At 72.3% G+C, this 14137-nt stretch carries 16 protein-coding genes; 7 read left to right on the top strand and 9 right to left on the bottom strand.

Translation table 11 applies throughout. From position 1 onward, the window contains the following. The first annotated feature begins 59 nt into the window (after positions 1-59). The 3 genes from BJZ21_RS00390 (at position 60) to trxA (ending at position 2389) form a co-directional block, all read left to right on the top strand. Complete coding sequence (locus BJZ21_RS00390) at positions 60-809, top strand: hypothetical protein (RefSeq protein ID WP_179661943.1); 750 nt, start codon at positions 60-62, stop codon at positions 807-809. Positions 810-927: 118 nt separating this feature from the next. Then, a complete protein-coding gene (gene trxB, locus BJZ21_RS00385; RefSeq protein WP_179661942.1) occupies positions 928-1944 on the top strand; it encodes a thioredoxin-disulfide reductase in 1017 nt (338 codons plus the stop codon). A gap of 118 nt (positions 1945-2062) precedes the next feature. Continuing rightward, positions 2063-2389 (top strand): thioredoxin, encoded by a 327-nt coding sequence (trxA, locus tag BJZ21_RS00380; RefSeq protein WP_343051876.1) that lies wholly within the window; start codon positions 2063-2065, stop codon positions 2387-2389. Positions 2390-2425: 36 nt separating this feature from the next. On the opposite strand, the gene BJZ21_RS00375 is transcribed toward trxA, so the two are convergent. After that, positions 2426-3073 carry a GNAT family N-acetyltransferase gene (locus BJZ21_RS00375; protein ID WP_179661941.1) on the bottom strand — a complete coding sequence of 216 codons (648 nt, stop codon included), beginning with the start codon at positions 3071-3073 and terminating at the stop codon, positions 2426-2428. 128 nt (positions 3074-3201) lie between these two features. On the opposite strand from BJZ21_RS00375, the gene BJZ21_RS00370 reads away from it, so the two are divergent. The 3 genes from BJZ21_RS00370 to BJZ21_RS00360 are packed head-to-tail and all read left to right on the top strand — an operon-like array spanning position 3202 to position 6314. Continuing rightward, positions 3202-4548, top strand: coding sequence for an aminotransferase-like domain-containing protein (locus BJZ21_RS00370; protein ID WP_179661940.1), 1347 nt, complete (start codon positions 3202-3204; stop codon positions 4546-4548). A gap of 37 nt (positions 4549-4585) precedes the next feature. Further along, positions 4586-5539, top strand: a complete 954-nt coding sequence (locus BJZ21_RS00365; RefSeq protein ID WP_179661939.1) for a D-alanine--D-alanine ligase family protein — start codon at positions 4586-4588, stop codon at positions 5537-5539. A gap of 19 nt (positions 5540-5558) precedes the next feature. Further along, positions 5559-6314, top strand: coding sequence for a 1-acyl-sn-glycerol-3-phosphate acyltransferase (locus tag BJZ21_RS00360; RefSeq protein ID WP_179661938.1), 756 nt, complete (start codon positions 5559-5561; stop codon positions 6312-6314). A gap of 319 nt (positions 6315-6633) precedes the next feature. Here the strand turns inward: BJZ21_RS00360 and BJZ21_RS00355 are convergent, their stop codons facing one another. The 8 genes from BJZ21_RS00355 to rpmH form a co-directional block, all read right to left on the bottom strand. Further along, positions 6634-7719: a ParB/RepB/Spo0J family partition protein gene (locus BJZ21_RS00355; protein WP_179661937.1), complete on the bottom strand. Its 1086-nt coding sequence runs from the start codon at positions 7717-7719 to the stop codon at positions 6634-6636. Next, positions 7716-8720 carry a ParA family protein gene (locus tag BJZ21_RS00350; protein WP_425490497.1) on the bottom strand — a complete coding sequence of 335 codons (1005 nt, stop codon included), beginning with the start codon at positions 8718-8720 and terminating at the stop codon, positions 7716-7718. The genes BJZ21_RS00355 and BJZ21_RS00350 overlap by 4 nt, the downstream gene beginning before the upstream one ends. 209 nt (positions 8721-8929) lie before the next feature. After that, positions 8930-9676, bottom strand: coding sequence for a 16S rRNA (guanine(527)-N(7))-methyltransferase RsmG (gene rsmG / locus BJZ21_RS00345; protein WP_179661936.1), 747 nt, complete (start codon positions 9674-9676; stop codon positions 8930-8932). 4 nt (positions 9677-9680) lie between these two features. Further along, a complete protein-coding gene (locus tag BJZ21_RS00340) occupies positions 9681-10169 on the bottom strand; it encodes a Jag family protein (RefSeq protein ID WP_218851583.1) in 489 nt (162 codons plus the stop codon). Between the two features lie 44 nt (positions 10170-10213). Next, entirely contained in the window at positions 10214-11179 is a 966-nt protein-coding gene (gene yidC, locus BJZ21_RS00335; protein ID WP_218851207.1) for a membrane protein insertase YidC, read from the bottom strand. A 37-nt stretch (positions 11180-11216) separates the two neighbouring features. Further along, a complete protein-coding gene (gene yidD, locus BJZ21_RS00330) occupies positions 11217-11480 on the bottom strand; it encodes a membrane protein insertion efficiency factor YidD (protein WP_179661933.1) in 264 nt (87 codons plus the stop codon). Continuing rightward, on the bottom strand, positions 11477-11845 hold the full coding sequence (rnpA, locus tag BJZ21_RS00325; RefSeq protein WP_179661932.1) for a ribonuclease P protein component: 369 nt from the start codon (positions 11843-11845) through the stop codon (positions 11477-11479). Before rnpA ends, yidD begins: the two co-directional genes overlap by 4 nt. Before the next feature lie 28 nt (positions 11846-11873). Beyond that, positions 11874-12011 carry a 50S ribosomal protein L34 gene (gene rpmH / locus BJZ21_RS00320; RefSeq protein WP_179661931.1) on the bottom strand — a complete coding sequence of 46 codons (138 nt, stop codon included), beginning with the start codon at positions 12009-12011 and terminating at the stop codon, positions 11874-11876. A gap of 563 nt (positions 12012-12574) precedes the next feature. On the opposite strand from rpmH, the gene dnaA reads away from it, so the two are divergent. Next, positions 12575-14017, top strand: coding sequence for a chromosomal replication initiator protein DnaA (dnaA, locus tag BJZ21_RS00315; protein WP_179661930.1), 1443 nt, complete (start codon positions 12575-12577; stop codon positions 14015-14017). The last annotated feature ends 120 nt before the right edge of the window (positions 14018-14137 follow it).

Below are 14137 nucleotides of genomic sequence, written 5' to 3'. Positions count from 1 at the left end.
CGACCCACCAGCAACCAGCCACCGGACCGACCCGAGACAGACCCGAGGAGGTGACCGCCATGACCCACCGGCCCAGCGCCCGGGCGCGTGAGGTCCGTCGCCTGCTCGCCGACGCGCGGCACACCGAGCCGATGCCCGTCGACGTGGCGAGCCGCCTCGACGCGGTCATCGCCGACCTGGCCGGCCAGCAGGAGGTCCCGCCGCCGGCGGCCGAGGTCACCGACCTCGCCGCCCGCCGCCGGCGGCGGGCCACCACCCTGCTGGTGGCCGCGGCGGCGGTGGTCGCCATCGGCGTCGGCGTGGACCGGCTGGCGCCGTTCTCGTCCTCGGGCGGCTCGTCCCAGGACTCCGCCGCCAGCGGCGCCGCGAGCGGGCCCTCGGGCCAGCACCCGGGCCAGCCCTCCCACGGGGCCTCCGGTGACGGGACCGGGCCCCAGTCGTACGCCCACGCCCCCTCCAAGTCGGCGGGGTCCGGTGCGGGCGCGACCGAGGGCCGCCACCCCGCGACGATCCCGGACCTCCCCCCGGTCCGGGTCCGCTCCGACCACTTCCCGGTCGACGCCACCCGGGCCCGCAGGGCGGCCATGTCCCAGACGGGCGCGACCGCGGGGGACCGCAACGGCGCGTCGCGACCGGCGTTCGACTGCCAGCCCGCGGACTGGGGTCGCGGCCGGGTGGTGCCGGTGCGCTACGACGGGCTCCCGGCCGTGCTGGTGCTGCGTCCCGCCACGGGGGACAGCCAGGTCGTCGACCTGTTCCGGTGCGGCACCACCGACCTGCTGCGGACCACGACGCTGCCCGCGCGCTGAGCCCCGTGGCCGTTCCGGACGCGGACCGGCTGCTCGCCGGTCGGGCCCGCACGGGGAATGGCCAGCACCTACGATCGGTTGCACCCGTGAGTCCCCGATCGAGGAGAGATCGCCCTTCATGTCCGCTTCTGCGACCCGCAACGTCATCATCATCGGCTCCGGGCCGGCCGGCTACACCGCCGCGGTGTACGCCGCCCGGGCGAACCTGCACCCGCTCGTCTTCGAGGGGTCGGTGACCGCCGGCGGGGCACTGATGAACACCACCGAGGTCGAGAACTTCCCGGGGTTCCGCGACGGCATCATGGGCCCGGCCCTGATGGACGAGATGCGCGCCCAGGCCGAGCGGTTCGGCGCCGAGCTGGTCCCCGACGACGTCGTCGAGGTCGACCTCACCGGTGACGTCAAGGTCGTCAGGACGGCGACCGACACCCACACGGCCCACGCGGTGATCCTGGCCACCGGCTCCGGCTACCGGAAGCTCGGGCTGCCCCGCGAGGAGGAGCTCTCCGGACGCGGCGTGTCCTGGTGCGCCACCTGTGACGGCTTCTTCTTCCGCGACCAGCACATCGCGGTCGTCGGCGGCGGCGACTCCGCGGTCGAGGAGGCGACGTTCCTGACCCGCTTCGGCAGCAAGGTCTCGCTGATCGTGCGCCGCGACGAGCTGCGGGCGTCGGCGATCATGCGGGAGCGCGCGTTCGCCGACCCGAAGCTGGAGATCGTTTGGAACGCCGAGGTCGAGGAGATCAACGGCGCCGACCGCCTGGAGTCGCTGACGCTCAAGGACACCGTGACCGGCGAGACCCGCCGGCTCGACGCGACCGGCCTGTTCATCGCGATCGGCCACGACCCGCGCTCGGAGCTGCTCCAGGGCCAGGTCGACCTCGACGACAACGGGTACGTCGTGGTCACCCACCCCTCCACCGGCACCAACCTGCCCGGGGTGTTCGCCTGCGGCGACCTGGTCGACCACCACTACCGCCAGGCGATCACCGCCGCCGGCACCGGCTGCGCCGCGGCCCTGGACGCCGAGCGGTTCCTCGCCGAGCTGGAGCACGTGGCCGCGACCCCGCGCGAGGCGCAGGAGCGCGCCGACGCGGAGCTGGTGGGCGAGCCCGCGCAGATCGCCGGCGCCTGAGCACCGCCCCGCCGTCGCGCCCCGCCGGCCACGGCGCGGTGGGGACGGGGTGGGAACATCCGCCCCCGCGATGGTGTTGACTCGACATCCCCAAGTACGACCGAGAGAGGTGTGATTCGTGGCGAACATCGCTGCCGTGACCGACGCCGAGTTCGAGGCGCAGGTCCTCAAGTCCGACAAGCCCGTCCTGGTGGACTTCTGGGCCGAGTGGTGCGGTCCGTGCCGCCAGGTCTCCCCGATCCTGGACGAGATCGCCGCCCAGCACGGCGACAAGGTCACGTTCTTCAAGATGAACGTGGACGAGAACCCGGTCACCCCGTCGTCGTACCGCGTCACGGGCATCCCGACCATCAACGTCTACAAGGACGGCGAGGTCGTGAAGTCGATCGTCGGCGCCCGTCCGAAGGCGACGCTGCTCAACGAGCTGTCCGACTTCATCGCCTGAGGCCAGCCCGCCTCCTAGGGCCCGTCATAGGGCCTGTCACAGGGCCTGGCGCCCGCTCCTCGTCGCCTTCGGCGTGGGGGCGGGCGCGGTCTTGTGCCCGGGGCGCACCGCGCCCAGCAGCCGCTCCAGCGCGGCCTCGAGCTCGTCCTTCCAGGTCACCGTCGAGCGCAGCTCCATCCGCATCCGCGGGTGCACGCCGTGCGCGCGCTGGGTCTTGAAGCCCACGCTGCTGAGGAAGTCCACCGGCGCCACGCACCGCCCGGTGCCCCGGGTGTCGCCGAACGCCTCGACCGCCCGGATCCCACCGCGCTCGATCAGGTCGCGGGCCATGCCCTGCACCAGCATCCGGCCCAGGCCCCCGCCGGCGTGCCGGGGCTCGACGTACACCGTGGTCATCAGCACCGCGTCCGGCGAGACCGGCGCGGTCGGGAAGCTCGCCGACCCCGGCACGAACGCCGCGGGCGCGTAGACCAGGTAGCCGACCGGCTGCGAGTCCACGAGCGCGACCCGGCCGCAGGACCCCCACTCGCGCAGCACCTGCGAGAGCCAGGCGTCCTTCTCCCGGCGCGGGTCCTCCACCCGGGCGCGCCGCACCGGGTCCAGCTCCCAGAACAGGCAGGAGCGACAGGGTTCGGGCAGCGCGTCGAGGTGGTCGAGCGTGAGCCGGACGATCTTGCGCGACATGGGCCCCTCCTGCGCGGTGTGACGAGCAGTACGACGAGCAAGGTGACCGGCAATGTGACCGGGCCGACGCGCCCAGTCCCCGGTCCACGCGTGCGGCGCCGGCCTCCATCCTTCATGCTAGAGCGGTCATGGACAACACCCCTGCGCAGCAGCACGGCCCCGGCCGCCCCGCCGGGTCGGGCACCCGACTGGACTCCTACGTCGACCGGTACGCCGCGCGCACGGCCGGCATGACCGCCTCGGAGATCCGGGCCCTCTTCGCGGTGGCCTCCCGGCCCGAGGTGGTCTCGCTGGCCGGCGGCATGCCGAACATCTCCGGCCTGCCCCTCGACGTGGTCGGGAGCGCGATCGGCGACCTGATCGCGACCAGCGGCCCGGTCGCCCTGCAGTACGGCTCCGGCCAGGGCGATCCCGCCCTGCGCGAGCAGATCTGCGAGGTCATGCGGCTGGAGGGCATCGAGGCCCACCCCGACGACGTCGTGGTCACGGTCGGCTCCCAGCAGGCCGTCGACCTGGTCACCCGGATCTTCTGCGACCCCGGGGACGTCGTGCTGTGCGAGGCCCCGTCGTACGTCGGGGCGCTGGGGGTGTTCAAGTCGTTCCAGTGCGACGTCGTGCACGTCGAGATGGACGCCGACGGGCTGGTCCCCGAGGCGCTGGAGCAGGCGATCACCTCGGTGCGCGCCTCCGGGCGCACGATCAAGTTCCTCTACACGATCCCGAACTTCCACAACCCCGCCGGCGTCACGCTCACCCCCGAGCGTCGCCCGCGGATCCTCGAGATCTGCCGGCGTCACGACATCCTCGTGCTCGAGGACAACCCCTACGGCCTGCTCGGCTTCGAGGCCGAGCCGCAGCGCGCGCTGCGCGCCGACGAGGCCGAGGGCGTGATCTACCTCGGCTCGTTCTCCAAGACCTTCTCGCCCGGCATGCGGGTGGGCTGGGCGCTGGCGCCGCACGCGGTGCGGGAGAAGCTGGTGCTCGCCCAGGAGTCGGCCACGCTGTGCCCGCCGTCGTTCAGCCAGATGGCGGTCTCGGCGTACCTGTCGACGCACGACTGGCAGGGCCAGATCAAGCAGATGCGGGAGATGTATCGCGAGCGCCGCGACGCGATGATGGAGGCGCTGCGCGACTTCATGCCGGCCACGTGCGCGTGGAACGAGCCCGAGGGCGGGTTCTTCGTCTGGGTGACGCTGCCGCCGGGCGTCGACGCCAAGGCGATGCTGCCGCGGGCCGTGACCGCCCGGGTCGCCTACGTCCCCGGCACCGCCTTCTTCGCCGACGGCTTCGGCTCGGGGTCGATGCGGCTGTCGTTCTGCTACCCGACTCCTGAGAGGATCCGGGAGGGGGTCCGTCGCCTCGCGGGGGTGCTCGAGGAGGAGATGGAGCTGCGCCAGACCTTCGGCGCGGTCCCGCCGAGCGCGGCCGTGGAGGCCCGCAGCGGCTACGACGCCCCCAGCAGCGACCTGAGCTGACCCCGCTGAGACAGAACTGACCGGAGTGGAGCACCCCTTGAGCGCGATCCTCGTCCTGGCCGGAGGCCTCTCCCACGAGCGCGACGTGTCGCTGCGCTCGGGCCGCCGGGTCGCCGAGGCGCTGCGCGGCACCGGCCAGGAGGTCGTCGAGCGCGACGTCGACGCCGACCTGCTCTCGGTGCTGCGCGCCGAGCGCCCGGCGTGCGTGGTGCCGATGCTGCACGGGGAGACCGGTGAGGACGGCGCGATCCGCGAGGTGCTCGAGCTGCTCGACGTGCCCTACGTCGGCTCCCCGCCCGCCGCGTGCCGCACCGCGTTCGACAAGCCCGTTGCGAAGGCGGTGGTCGCGCGGGCCGGGCTGCTCACCCCTGCGTCGGTGTGCCTGCCGCACGAGACCTTCCGCGAGCTCGGCGCCGCGGCGGTGATGGCCGCCCTGGTGGACCGGCTGGGGCTGCCGCTGATGGTCAAGCCCGCCCGGGGCGGCTCGGCGCTCGGCGCGTCGGTGGTGCGCACCGCCGAAGCGCTGCCCTCGGCGATGGTCAACGCGTTCGCGTACGGCGCGGTCGCGCTGATCGAGCAGCTGGTCACCGGCCTGGAGGTCGCCGTACCCGTCCTCGACGACGGCTCGGGACCCCGGGCGCTGCCGGCCGTCGGGATCCGGCCCGACGGCGGTGTCTACGACTACACCGCGCGCTACACCGCCGGGTCCACGGAGTTCCTCACCCCCGCCCCGCTGTCCGGGGAGCTGGCCGCCGAGGTCGCCCGGGTGGCGCTCGCCGCCCACCGGGAGCTCGGCCTGCGCGACGTCTCCCGCTCCGACCTGATCGTGGACGACGCCGGGCGGGTGTGGTTCCTCGAGGTCAACGTCGCACCCGGGTTCACCGAGACCTCCACCGTGCCGCTGTCCGTCCAGGCCGCCGACCGCGACCTCGGCCAGGTGTGCGCCTCACTCGTCCAGGCCGCCGTGGCCCGGCACCAGACCCCTGCATGAGCACCGAGGAGACGGCCCCGTGCGTGACCTGACCTATCCCCCCATCATCTGGGCCGCGAAGGCGGCCTTCCGGGCGCTCGGCCAGCGCTTCACGATGACCGGCACCGAGCACGTGCCCCGCACCGGCGGGGCGCTGCTGGTCTTCAACCACATCGGCTACGTCGACTTCGTCTACGGCGGGTTCGCCGCGCAGCCCTCGCACCGGCTGGTCCGGTTCATGTCGAAGCGCGAGCTCTTCGACCACCGCTGGGTCGGGCCGTTGATGCGGTCGCTGCACCACATCGAGGTCGATCGCGGCGCCGGCGTCGCGTCGTTCCGCACCGCGGTGGAGTACCTGAAGGCCGGTGAGGTGGTGGGGATCTTCCCGGAGGCCACCATCTCCCGCTCCTTCGAGCTCAAGGAGTTCAAGTCCGGGGCGGTCCGCATCGCCGCCGACGCGGGCGTGCCGATCATCCCGGTGATCCTGTGGGGCACCCACCGGATGATGACCAAGGACCACCCCCGCGACTTCTCCCGCGGGCGGACGATCGCGATCCGGGTCGGGGAGCCGTTCCACCCCACCGGCCAGGACGCGGCCGCCGAGACCGCCGAGCTGCGCGCCCGGATGGCGACCATGCTCGAGGAGGCCATCGCCGCCTACCCGGCCGCCGAGCAGCCTCCCGGCAGCTGGTGGCTGCCAGCCTCCCACGGCGGCTCCGCTCCCACCCCCGCCGAGGCCGACCGCCTCGACGACGAGGAGCGCGCCGCCCGCCTGGCCCGGCGTCGCAAGCGGTAGCTCCGGGCTGCAGGGATCCCCGGCTGACCGGGGATCCCCACGGTTGGGGGCCGTTGCAACGCCCATCAACCGAGGGAACGCCCTGACAACCCCCGGAGGTACGGCGGGTCACCGACGGGCGCGACCGCCCCGCCCGGCCCGCCACGGCCCGCCCCGGCCGGCTGCAGGAATCCCCGGCTGGCCGGGGATCCCCACGGTTGGGGGCCGTTGCAACGCCCATCAACCGAGGGAACGCCCTGACAACCGGGGCCCACGCATGTCGGCCAGTCGCTTCATCGCTTTATCATTTTGTCGACAAACCACTATATCGACTTAGCGACTAGATGACTCGATCGGTGCGATTGCGAGGGTCCATCACGTCCACGATGCGCTGGAGGTCGTCCAGCGTCGCGAACTCGACGGTGATCTTGCCCTTGGCCTTGCCCAGGTCGACCTTCACCCGCGTCTCGAAGCGGTCCGAGAGCCGGTCGGCGATGTCGACCAGGCCGGGGGCGGAGGGCTTGCGGCGCGGGGCCCGGGGGGCGGGGCCGTCCGCCTCGCCGATCGCGACGATCTCCTCGAGCGCGCGGACGCTGATGCCCTCCGCGACCACGCGCTGCGCCAGCCGGTCCTGCCGATCGGGGTCCTCGACGCCGAGCAGCGCCCGCGCGTGCCCGGCGGAGAGCACGCCGGCGGCGACGCGACGCTGCACCGCGGGGCTGAGGCGGAGCAGCCGCAGGGTGTTGCTGATCTGGGGACGGGAGCGGCCGATCCGGCCGGCGAGCTCGTCGTGGGTGCAGCCGAAGTCCTCCAGCAGCTGCTGGTAGGCGGCCGCCTCCTCCAGGGGGTTGAGCTGGGAGCGGTGCAGGTTCTCCAGCAGCGCGTCGCGCAACATCGCGGTGTCGTCGGTCTCGCGGACGATCGCCGGGATCGTCTCGAGTCCGGCCTCGGTGGCCGCGCGCCAACGGCGCTCGCCCATCACCAGCTCGTACGCCTCGCCGCCCGTCCGACGCACCACGATCGGCTGCAGCAGCCCGACCTCGCGGATGGAGTGGACCAGCTCCGCCATGGCGTCCTCGTCGAAGACCTGGCGGGGCTGGGCCCGGTTCGGCGCCACCAGGCCGACCGGGATCTCGGCGAAGTAGGCACCGGCTACGGGTGCCAGCCCGTCGCTGCCGACCGGGCCGGCCGCCGGCGCGGCCTGCACCGCACCGGAGACGTTGCCGTCGGTGCGCCCGTCCGTCCGCTCCTCGGCACCCGCCTCCGGGCGGGCCGCGGCATCCGCCCCGGCGGGTGACGGCTCGGGGCTCGGCGCCCCAGACGCGCTGTCCCGATCGGCGGGAGCCGGCTGGGCCGGCGCGGTCGGGATCAACGAGCCGAGGCCGCGCCCCAGGCCTCGGCGTTGCGGGGGTCGGCTGGCGTTCATCGTGGTGCTCCCTTGGTCGCGATCTCGCGGGCAGCCTCGAGGTAGCAGAGTGCGCCCGGCGATCCGGGATCGTAGGTCATCACGGTCTGCGCGTACGACGGCGCCTCCGAGACCCGCACCGACCGGGGGATCGTGGTCTTGAGGACCTGGTCCCCGAAGTGCGAGCGCACCTCCTCGGCGACCCCCGCGGCCAGCCGCGTGCGGGCGTCGTACATCGTCACGAGGATCGTGGAGACGCTGAGCTCGGGGTTCAGGTGCGCCTTGACCATCTCCACGGTCTCCAGGAGCTGGCCCAGACCCTCGAGCGCGTAGTACTCCGCCTGGATCGGGATCATCATCTCCTCGCCGGCGACGAGGGCGTTCAGCGTGAGCAGGCCCAGGGACGGCGGACAGTCCACCAGCACGTAGTCGTAGCGCTCCTCGCCGGCCTCCGCGGCGGTGCCGACGAGGGGATGCGCGCGAATCGCCCTGCGCAGCCGGTTCTCCCGGGCGACCACGCTCACCAGCTCGATCTCCGCGCCGGCCAGGTCGATGGTCGCGGGCACGACGTCCAGCGAGGCCACCTCCGGGCAGGGGCTGACCACCTCGGCCAGCGGGACGCCGTCGACGAGGGCGTCGTACGTCGACGGCACGCCGCGGCGGTGGTCCACGCCGAGCGCCGTCGAGGCGTTGCCCTGGGGATCGAGGTCGATGACCAGCACGCGTTGGCCGAGCTGGGCCAGCGCGGCGGCCACGTTCACGGTCGAGGTGGTCTTGCCGACCCCGCCCTTCTGGTTGGCCACCACGACCACGCGGGTGGCGGCCGGACGCGGCAGCGCCGGGCGCAGCATGGCGCCGTGCCGCGCCAGCACGGTGTGCTCCGCGGCCCGGGCCAGCGGGGTCGCGTCGTCGTCGAACGTGGCGTGGTCCACGGCGAGGTCCGCGGCCGTGCGTACCGTGAACCCCCGCGGCGGCACGGCCTCGCCGGCCGGGCTCGACGTCGCCGTTTCACGTGAAACCACGTCGTCCTCCTTCGTCGTGACCTGTGGATGACCAGCCGCAACCTGTGGATAATCACGCTCCACGGGCCAGCCCAGGGCGGTGGATAACCCGGTGGACAACTCAGTGGCCACCTCGGCGGGCGACTCAGGGACCGGCACCGCGAATGCTGCGGAGGTCTCCTCCTCGGGCCACCCGAGCGCTGCCCTGTCGGGACCTGTCGAACCGTCCGTCACGCCTGCCGCCTTCGCTTCGCCTTGCGTCCACGCCCCGCCGCGGACCGTCGTCCGCCGCTCTCGGCGACAAGCGGCCAAGATACCCGCGCCGGATCCTCCCAAGCCACTTGGAGGGCATACGTGGGCACCGGCACCAACCCCTCACCGAGCACGTGGACCACGGGCTCGTCGCAGCCCCAGCGGGAGAGCTCCTCCGCAGCGGCGTCGATCTCCTCCTGGACCGAGGACCCCTTCATCGCCAGCAGCACCCCGGTCGGCGCGACCAGCGGCATCGACCAGCCCAGCAGCCGCTCCAGGGGGGCCACCGCACGGGAGGTGACGACGTCGAAGGTACGCCGGCCGTGCAGCGCGTCCGCCCGGCCGCGCACGACCTCGACCGCGTGCAGGCCCAGGTCCTCGACCGCCTCCTCGAGGAAGGTGGTGCGGCGCAGCAGCGGCTCCACCAGCGTGATCCGCAGGTCCGGCCGGGCGATCGCCAGCACCAGCCCCGGCAGGCCGGCTCCGGACCCCAGGTCGCACACCGTCGAGCCCTCCGGGATCAGCTCACCGAGCACGGCGCAGTTCACCAGATGCCGCTCCCACAGCCGGGGCGCCTCGCGGGGGCCGATCAGGCCGCGGACCACCCCGTCGGTGGCCAGCAGCTCGGCGTACCGCTCGGCGAGCCCCAGGCGCGCACAAGGGAACACCCCCCGCGCCAGCTCCGGCGCGGAGGGTGTTGTTTCACGTGAAACGTCGTCGTCCATCAGCTCACTCCGGGAGGACCACCACGTAGCGCCTCGGCTCCGCGCCCTCGGACTCCGAGGAGAGCCCGGCCGCGGCCACCGCGTCGTGCACGACCTTGCGCTCGAACGGCGACATCGGCTGGAGCGACACCGGCTCGCCGTGCTCCCTCACCCGCGCGATGGTCTCCTCCGCGAGCTCGAGCAGCTCGGCGCGCTTGCGGGCCCGGAAGCCGGACACGTCCAGCATCAGCCGGGAGCGCTCCCCGGTCTCGCGGTAGACCGCGAGCCGGGTCAGCTCCTGCAGGGCGTCGAGGACCTCGCCGTCGGCCCCCACCAGCTGGCTGAGGTCGGCGCCGACGATCGACACCGCGGCCCGGTCGCCCTCGACGTCCATGTCGAGGTCGCCGTCGAGGTCGGCGATGTCGAGGAGCTCCTCGAGGTAGTCCGCCGCGATGTCACCCTCGCGCTCCAGCTCGCGCACCCGGTCGTTGGCCGGGGCCTCGTCGCCGGTCAGCTCGGGGTCGGAGGCCTGGCTGGGGTTCTGGGCGTCGGTCTCGCTCACTGCTGCTCTCCCTCGGAGTTGGGCTGGTCGGTGGGACGCCCGCCACCGGACTTCCGGCGCTGCTGACGGGTCTGCCGGCGGGGCTGCTGCCGTTGGGCGGAGCGCCGCTCCTGCTCGGGCTGCTCGGACTCGACGACCTCGGCCGCCGCGGGGGCGTCGTGCCGGGCGGCCTTCGCGCGGTCGCGCTCGGCCTTCGCCGTGAACGCCGGGGTGCCCGGCGCCGGGTTGTTACGGATGACGTAGAACTGCTGGCCCATGGTCCACAGGTTCGAGGTGGTCCAGTAGAACAGGACGCCGATCGGGAACGCGATGCCACCGACGGCGAAGACGACCGGGAGCACGTAGAGCAGCATCTTCTGCTGCTGGGCGTAGGGGCCGCTCATGGCGTCCGAGGGCATGTTCTTGCTCATCAGCTGGCGCTGGGTGGTGAACGTCGTGGCGGTCATCGCGACCACCAGGAAGGCCGCCAGCACCTGGACCGCGACGCTGCCGGCCGGGCTGACGAAGGTCGCGTTGATCTTCATGACCCCGAAGATCTCGGAGTCGCCGAAGCTCTTGGCCAGCGAGTCGGTCAGGAACCCGTTGCCCTGCTGATTCTTGGCCGCGTGGTCGAGCAGCCTGAACAGCGCCAGGAAGATCGGCATCTGGATCAGGATCGGCAGGCACGAGGCGAACGGGTTGGTTCCGCTCTCCTTGTACAGCTTCATCGTCTCCTGGGCCAGCTTCTCCCGGTCGTGGCCGTACTTCTTCTGCAGCTCCTTGACCTTGGGCTGGATCAGCTGCATGTTCCGGCTGGACTTGATCTGCTTCACGAAAAGCGGGATCAGCGCGGCGCGGATCACCAGGGTCAGCCCGATGATCGACAGCACCCAGGACATCCCGCCGTCCGCGGGCAGGACCAGGGACAGGAGCGAGTGCCACGCGACCAGCACGGCCGAGATCGCGTAGTAGAGCGGGGTCATGATGAAGTGACCGATTGCGCCCAGGTTTCCCACGGGGTCAGGCTCCTTGCGTCGAGGGAGGCCCCGCGTCTGCGCGGGGAGGACTCTGTCGGACCGGCACCGGGTCGTAGCCGCCGGCCGCCCACGGGTGGCAGCGGGCCAGCCGGCGCACCGCCAGCCAGCTCCCACGGATGCTGCCGTACTCCCGCACCGCGTCCAGCGCGTAGGCCGAGCACGAGGGGTAGTAGCGGCAGACCTGGCCGTAGAGCGGGCTGATCAGCGTGCGATAGGCCCTCAGGAGGCCGATCAGGACGTACTTCACGACGACATCACCCGCCCGAGGCAACGCGTCAGGTCGCTGCCGAGTTCCGGGTACGACGCAACGGCTGCCGCCGGCAGCGCGCGCACGACGAGCACAGCAGAGCCCGGGAGCGACGACACGTGCTCCCGGGCCAGGTGGCGGAGTCGGCGCTTCACGCGATTGCGGGTCGCGGCATTGCCGACCGCCTTGCTCACCACGAAGCCCACACGCACCGCGCCCGGCGCGGCCGCCCCCGCAGGGGAGGCCGTCCCGGGCTCGGGTGCGAACAGGTGGACGACGAGGGTGCGCGACCCCGCCCGCCGGCCCTGGCGCACCGCGGTCCGGAAGGACGCGGCGTCGCGAAGCCGGTGGGTTGAGGTCAGCACAGGGCGGGTCGGCCGGCCGGAGCCGGTCTCAGACCGCCAGGCTGTTGCGGCCCTTGCGGCGCCGCGAGGACAGGATGGCGCGGCCGGCGCGGGTGCGCATGCGCAGGCGGAACCCGTGCACCTTGTGACGGCGGCGGTTGTTCGGCTGGTACGTACGCTTGCTCACGAGCTTCTCTCCATGGTGTGACAGGGCAGCCACGCCGGTGGATCGGCGATGCCTCGGAGCTCGGCTCCGTGACGCCATGTTTCGGCAGGCACCGCCCACCCACGAGCGGCAAGGCTGCGTGGACATGCGGCACCGGTCGACACCGGGTGACCGGCCAACGGTACGCGCTGGCGTTCGACAGGGTCAAACCACGGTCCGGGGGCGGTCCACCGGCCTGTGGATGACGTCTTGCTGTGCCGCCCGGGGGCTTGTTACTTTCGCTGTCTCCGAGGTTCCCTCACACCCCGGACGGCTGGGGATCATCCACCGCTTGTGACGGCGGTCACGTCCACGCGAAAAGCGGGTCTGACCTGCAACGATGATGATCACGAAGCTGTCGCGGTGCGTCTCGGGCCCAGCCTCTCCACAGGGAGAGGCCCGGGTTCACAGCCTGTGGACAAGGCTGTGGAGACTTAGACCGGCCCCGGCCCGGGCCCGATCGTTTCGCTGCGAGCGCGACGGTGGTGACCGAGCATGGGGACTTCGAGCGGCACCGATGAACACGGAAGCGAGGCGGGAACCCCGTGGAGCAGAGCACCTCGGATCTCGGCACGGCCTGGCGCGGGGTCGTCGCGGACCTCCAGCCCAACCAGCGGGCCTGGCTGCGGGCCAGCGAGCCGGTGACGCTGCACGAGAGCACCGCGATCATCGCGGTGCCCAACGACTTCACCCGCACCCAGCTCGAGGGCCGGCTACGCGGCCAGCTCGAGGACGCGCTCACGGTCGCCTTCGGCCGGGAGATCCGGATCGCGGTCACCGTGAACCCTCAGCTCGAGGAGCGGGTGGTCACCACCGAGGACCACGCCCCGGCCACCGAGACCCCGAGAAGTCGACATGACGACTTGTCGATGAATGCCTCGCCGGCGATGCCGGCGCCGGTCCCGGCGCCCGTCCCGGCCGTGGGTGAGACCAGGCCGGCGACCGCCCTGGAGACCAGGCTCAACCCCAAGTACACCTTCGAGACCTTCGTGATCGGCTCCTCGAACCGGTTCCCGCACGCCGCCGCGGTCGCGGTCGCCGAGGCGCCGGGGAAGGCCTACAACCCGCTGCTGGTCTACGGCGACTCCGGGCTGGGCAAGACGCACCTGCTGCACGCGATCGGTCACTACGTGCGCAGCCTCTACAGCGGGGCGAAGGTGCGCTACGTCTCCAGCGAGGAGTTCACCAACGAGTTCATCAACGCGATCCGCGACGACCGGCAGGACCGGTTCAAGCGGCGCTACCGCGACGTGGACGTGCTGCTGATCGACGACATCCAGTTCCTGGAGGGCAAGACCCAGACCCAGGAGGAGTTCTTCCACACCTTCAACACCCTGCACAACGCCAACAAGCAGATCGTGCTGACCTCCGACCGGGCGCCGAAGCGCCTCGAGGCGCTCGAGGACCGGCTGCGCAACCGGTTCGAGTGGGGGCTGATCACCGACGTCCAGCCGCCCGACCTGGAGACCCGCATCGCCATCCTGCGCAAGAAGGCCGCCATGGACCGGCTCACCGCGCCGCCGGACGTGCTGGAGTTCATCGCCTCCAAGATCCAGACCAACATCCGCGAGCTCGAGGGTGCGCTGATCCGGGTGACGGCGTTCGCCAACCTCAACCGCCAGGAGGTCGACATGACCCTGGCCGAGATCGTGCTCAAGGACCTGATCCCCGAGGGTGGCGAGCCGGAGATCACCGCGGCGCTGATCATCGCCCAGACCGCGGCGTACTTCGGGCTGTCGATCGAGGAGCTCACCGGCCCCAGCCGCGGCCGGCACCTCGTGATGGCCCGTCAGATCGCGATGTACCTGTGCCGCGAGCTCACCGACCTCTCGCTGCCGAAGATCGGCGCGCAGTTCGGCAACCGCGACCACACCACCGTCATGTACGCCGACCGCAAGATCAACCAGCTGCTCGCCGAGCGGCGGGCCGTTTTCAACCAGGTCAGCGAGCTGACGAACCGGGTCAAGATGCAGGCCCGCCAGGGCTGAGACCCCCCGGAATCGTTCTCCCAGCGACGATCTGGACCCCGCGGCCGGCGCCCGCACCGCACTCGCCGCCACCGGCGGGGTCCCAGAATCGTTCCCTCACAACGATTCCGGCCTGCTCGG

The organism is Nocardioides panaciterrulae (assembly GCF_013409645.1).
In the GTDB taxonomy this organism is placed as follows: domain Bacteria; phylum Actinomycetota; class Actinomycetes; order Propionibacteriales; family Nocardioidaceae; genus Nocardioides; species Nocardioides panaciterrulae.
This window is presented reverse-complemented; position numbering and strand designations above follow the sequence as displayed.

Excerpts from the sequence above, each read along its gene's own strand:
- BJZ21_RS00390 (WP_179661943.1), top strand. The coding sequence starts at position 60 with ATGACCCACCGGCCCAGCGCCCGGGCGCGTGAGGTCCGTCGCCTGCTC.
- yidC (WP_218851207.1), bottom strand. The coding sequence starts at position 11,179 with ATGACCCCGCTCTACTACGCGATCTCGGCCGTGCTGGTCGCGTGGCAC.
- BJZ21_RS00375 (WP_179661941.1), bottom strand. The coding sequence starts at position 3,073 with ATGTCGCGCAAGATCGTCCGGCTCACGCTCGACCACCTCGACGCGCTG.
- BJZ21_RS00370 (WP_179661940.1), top strand. The coding sequence starts at position 3,202 with ATGGACAACACCCCTGCGCAGCAGCACGGCCCCGGCCGCCCCGCCGGG.
- BJZ21_RS00355 (WP_179661937.1), bottom strand. The coding sequence starts at position 7,719 with ATGAACGCCAGCCGACCCCCGCAACGCCGAGGCCTGGGGCGCGGCCTC.
- trxB (WP_179661942.1), top strand. The coding sequence starts at position 928 with ATGTCCGCTTCTGCGACCCGCAACGTCATCATCATCGGCTCCGGGCCG.
- rsmG (WP_179661936.1), bottom strand. The coding sequence starts at position 9,676 with ATGGACGACGACGTTTCACGTGAAACAACACCCTCCGCGCCGGAGCTG.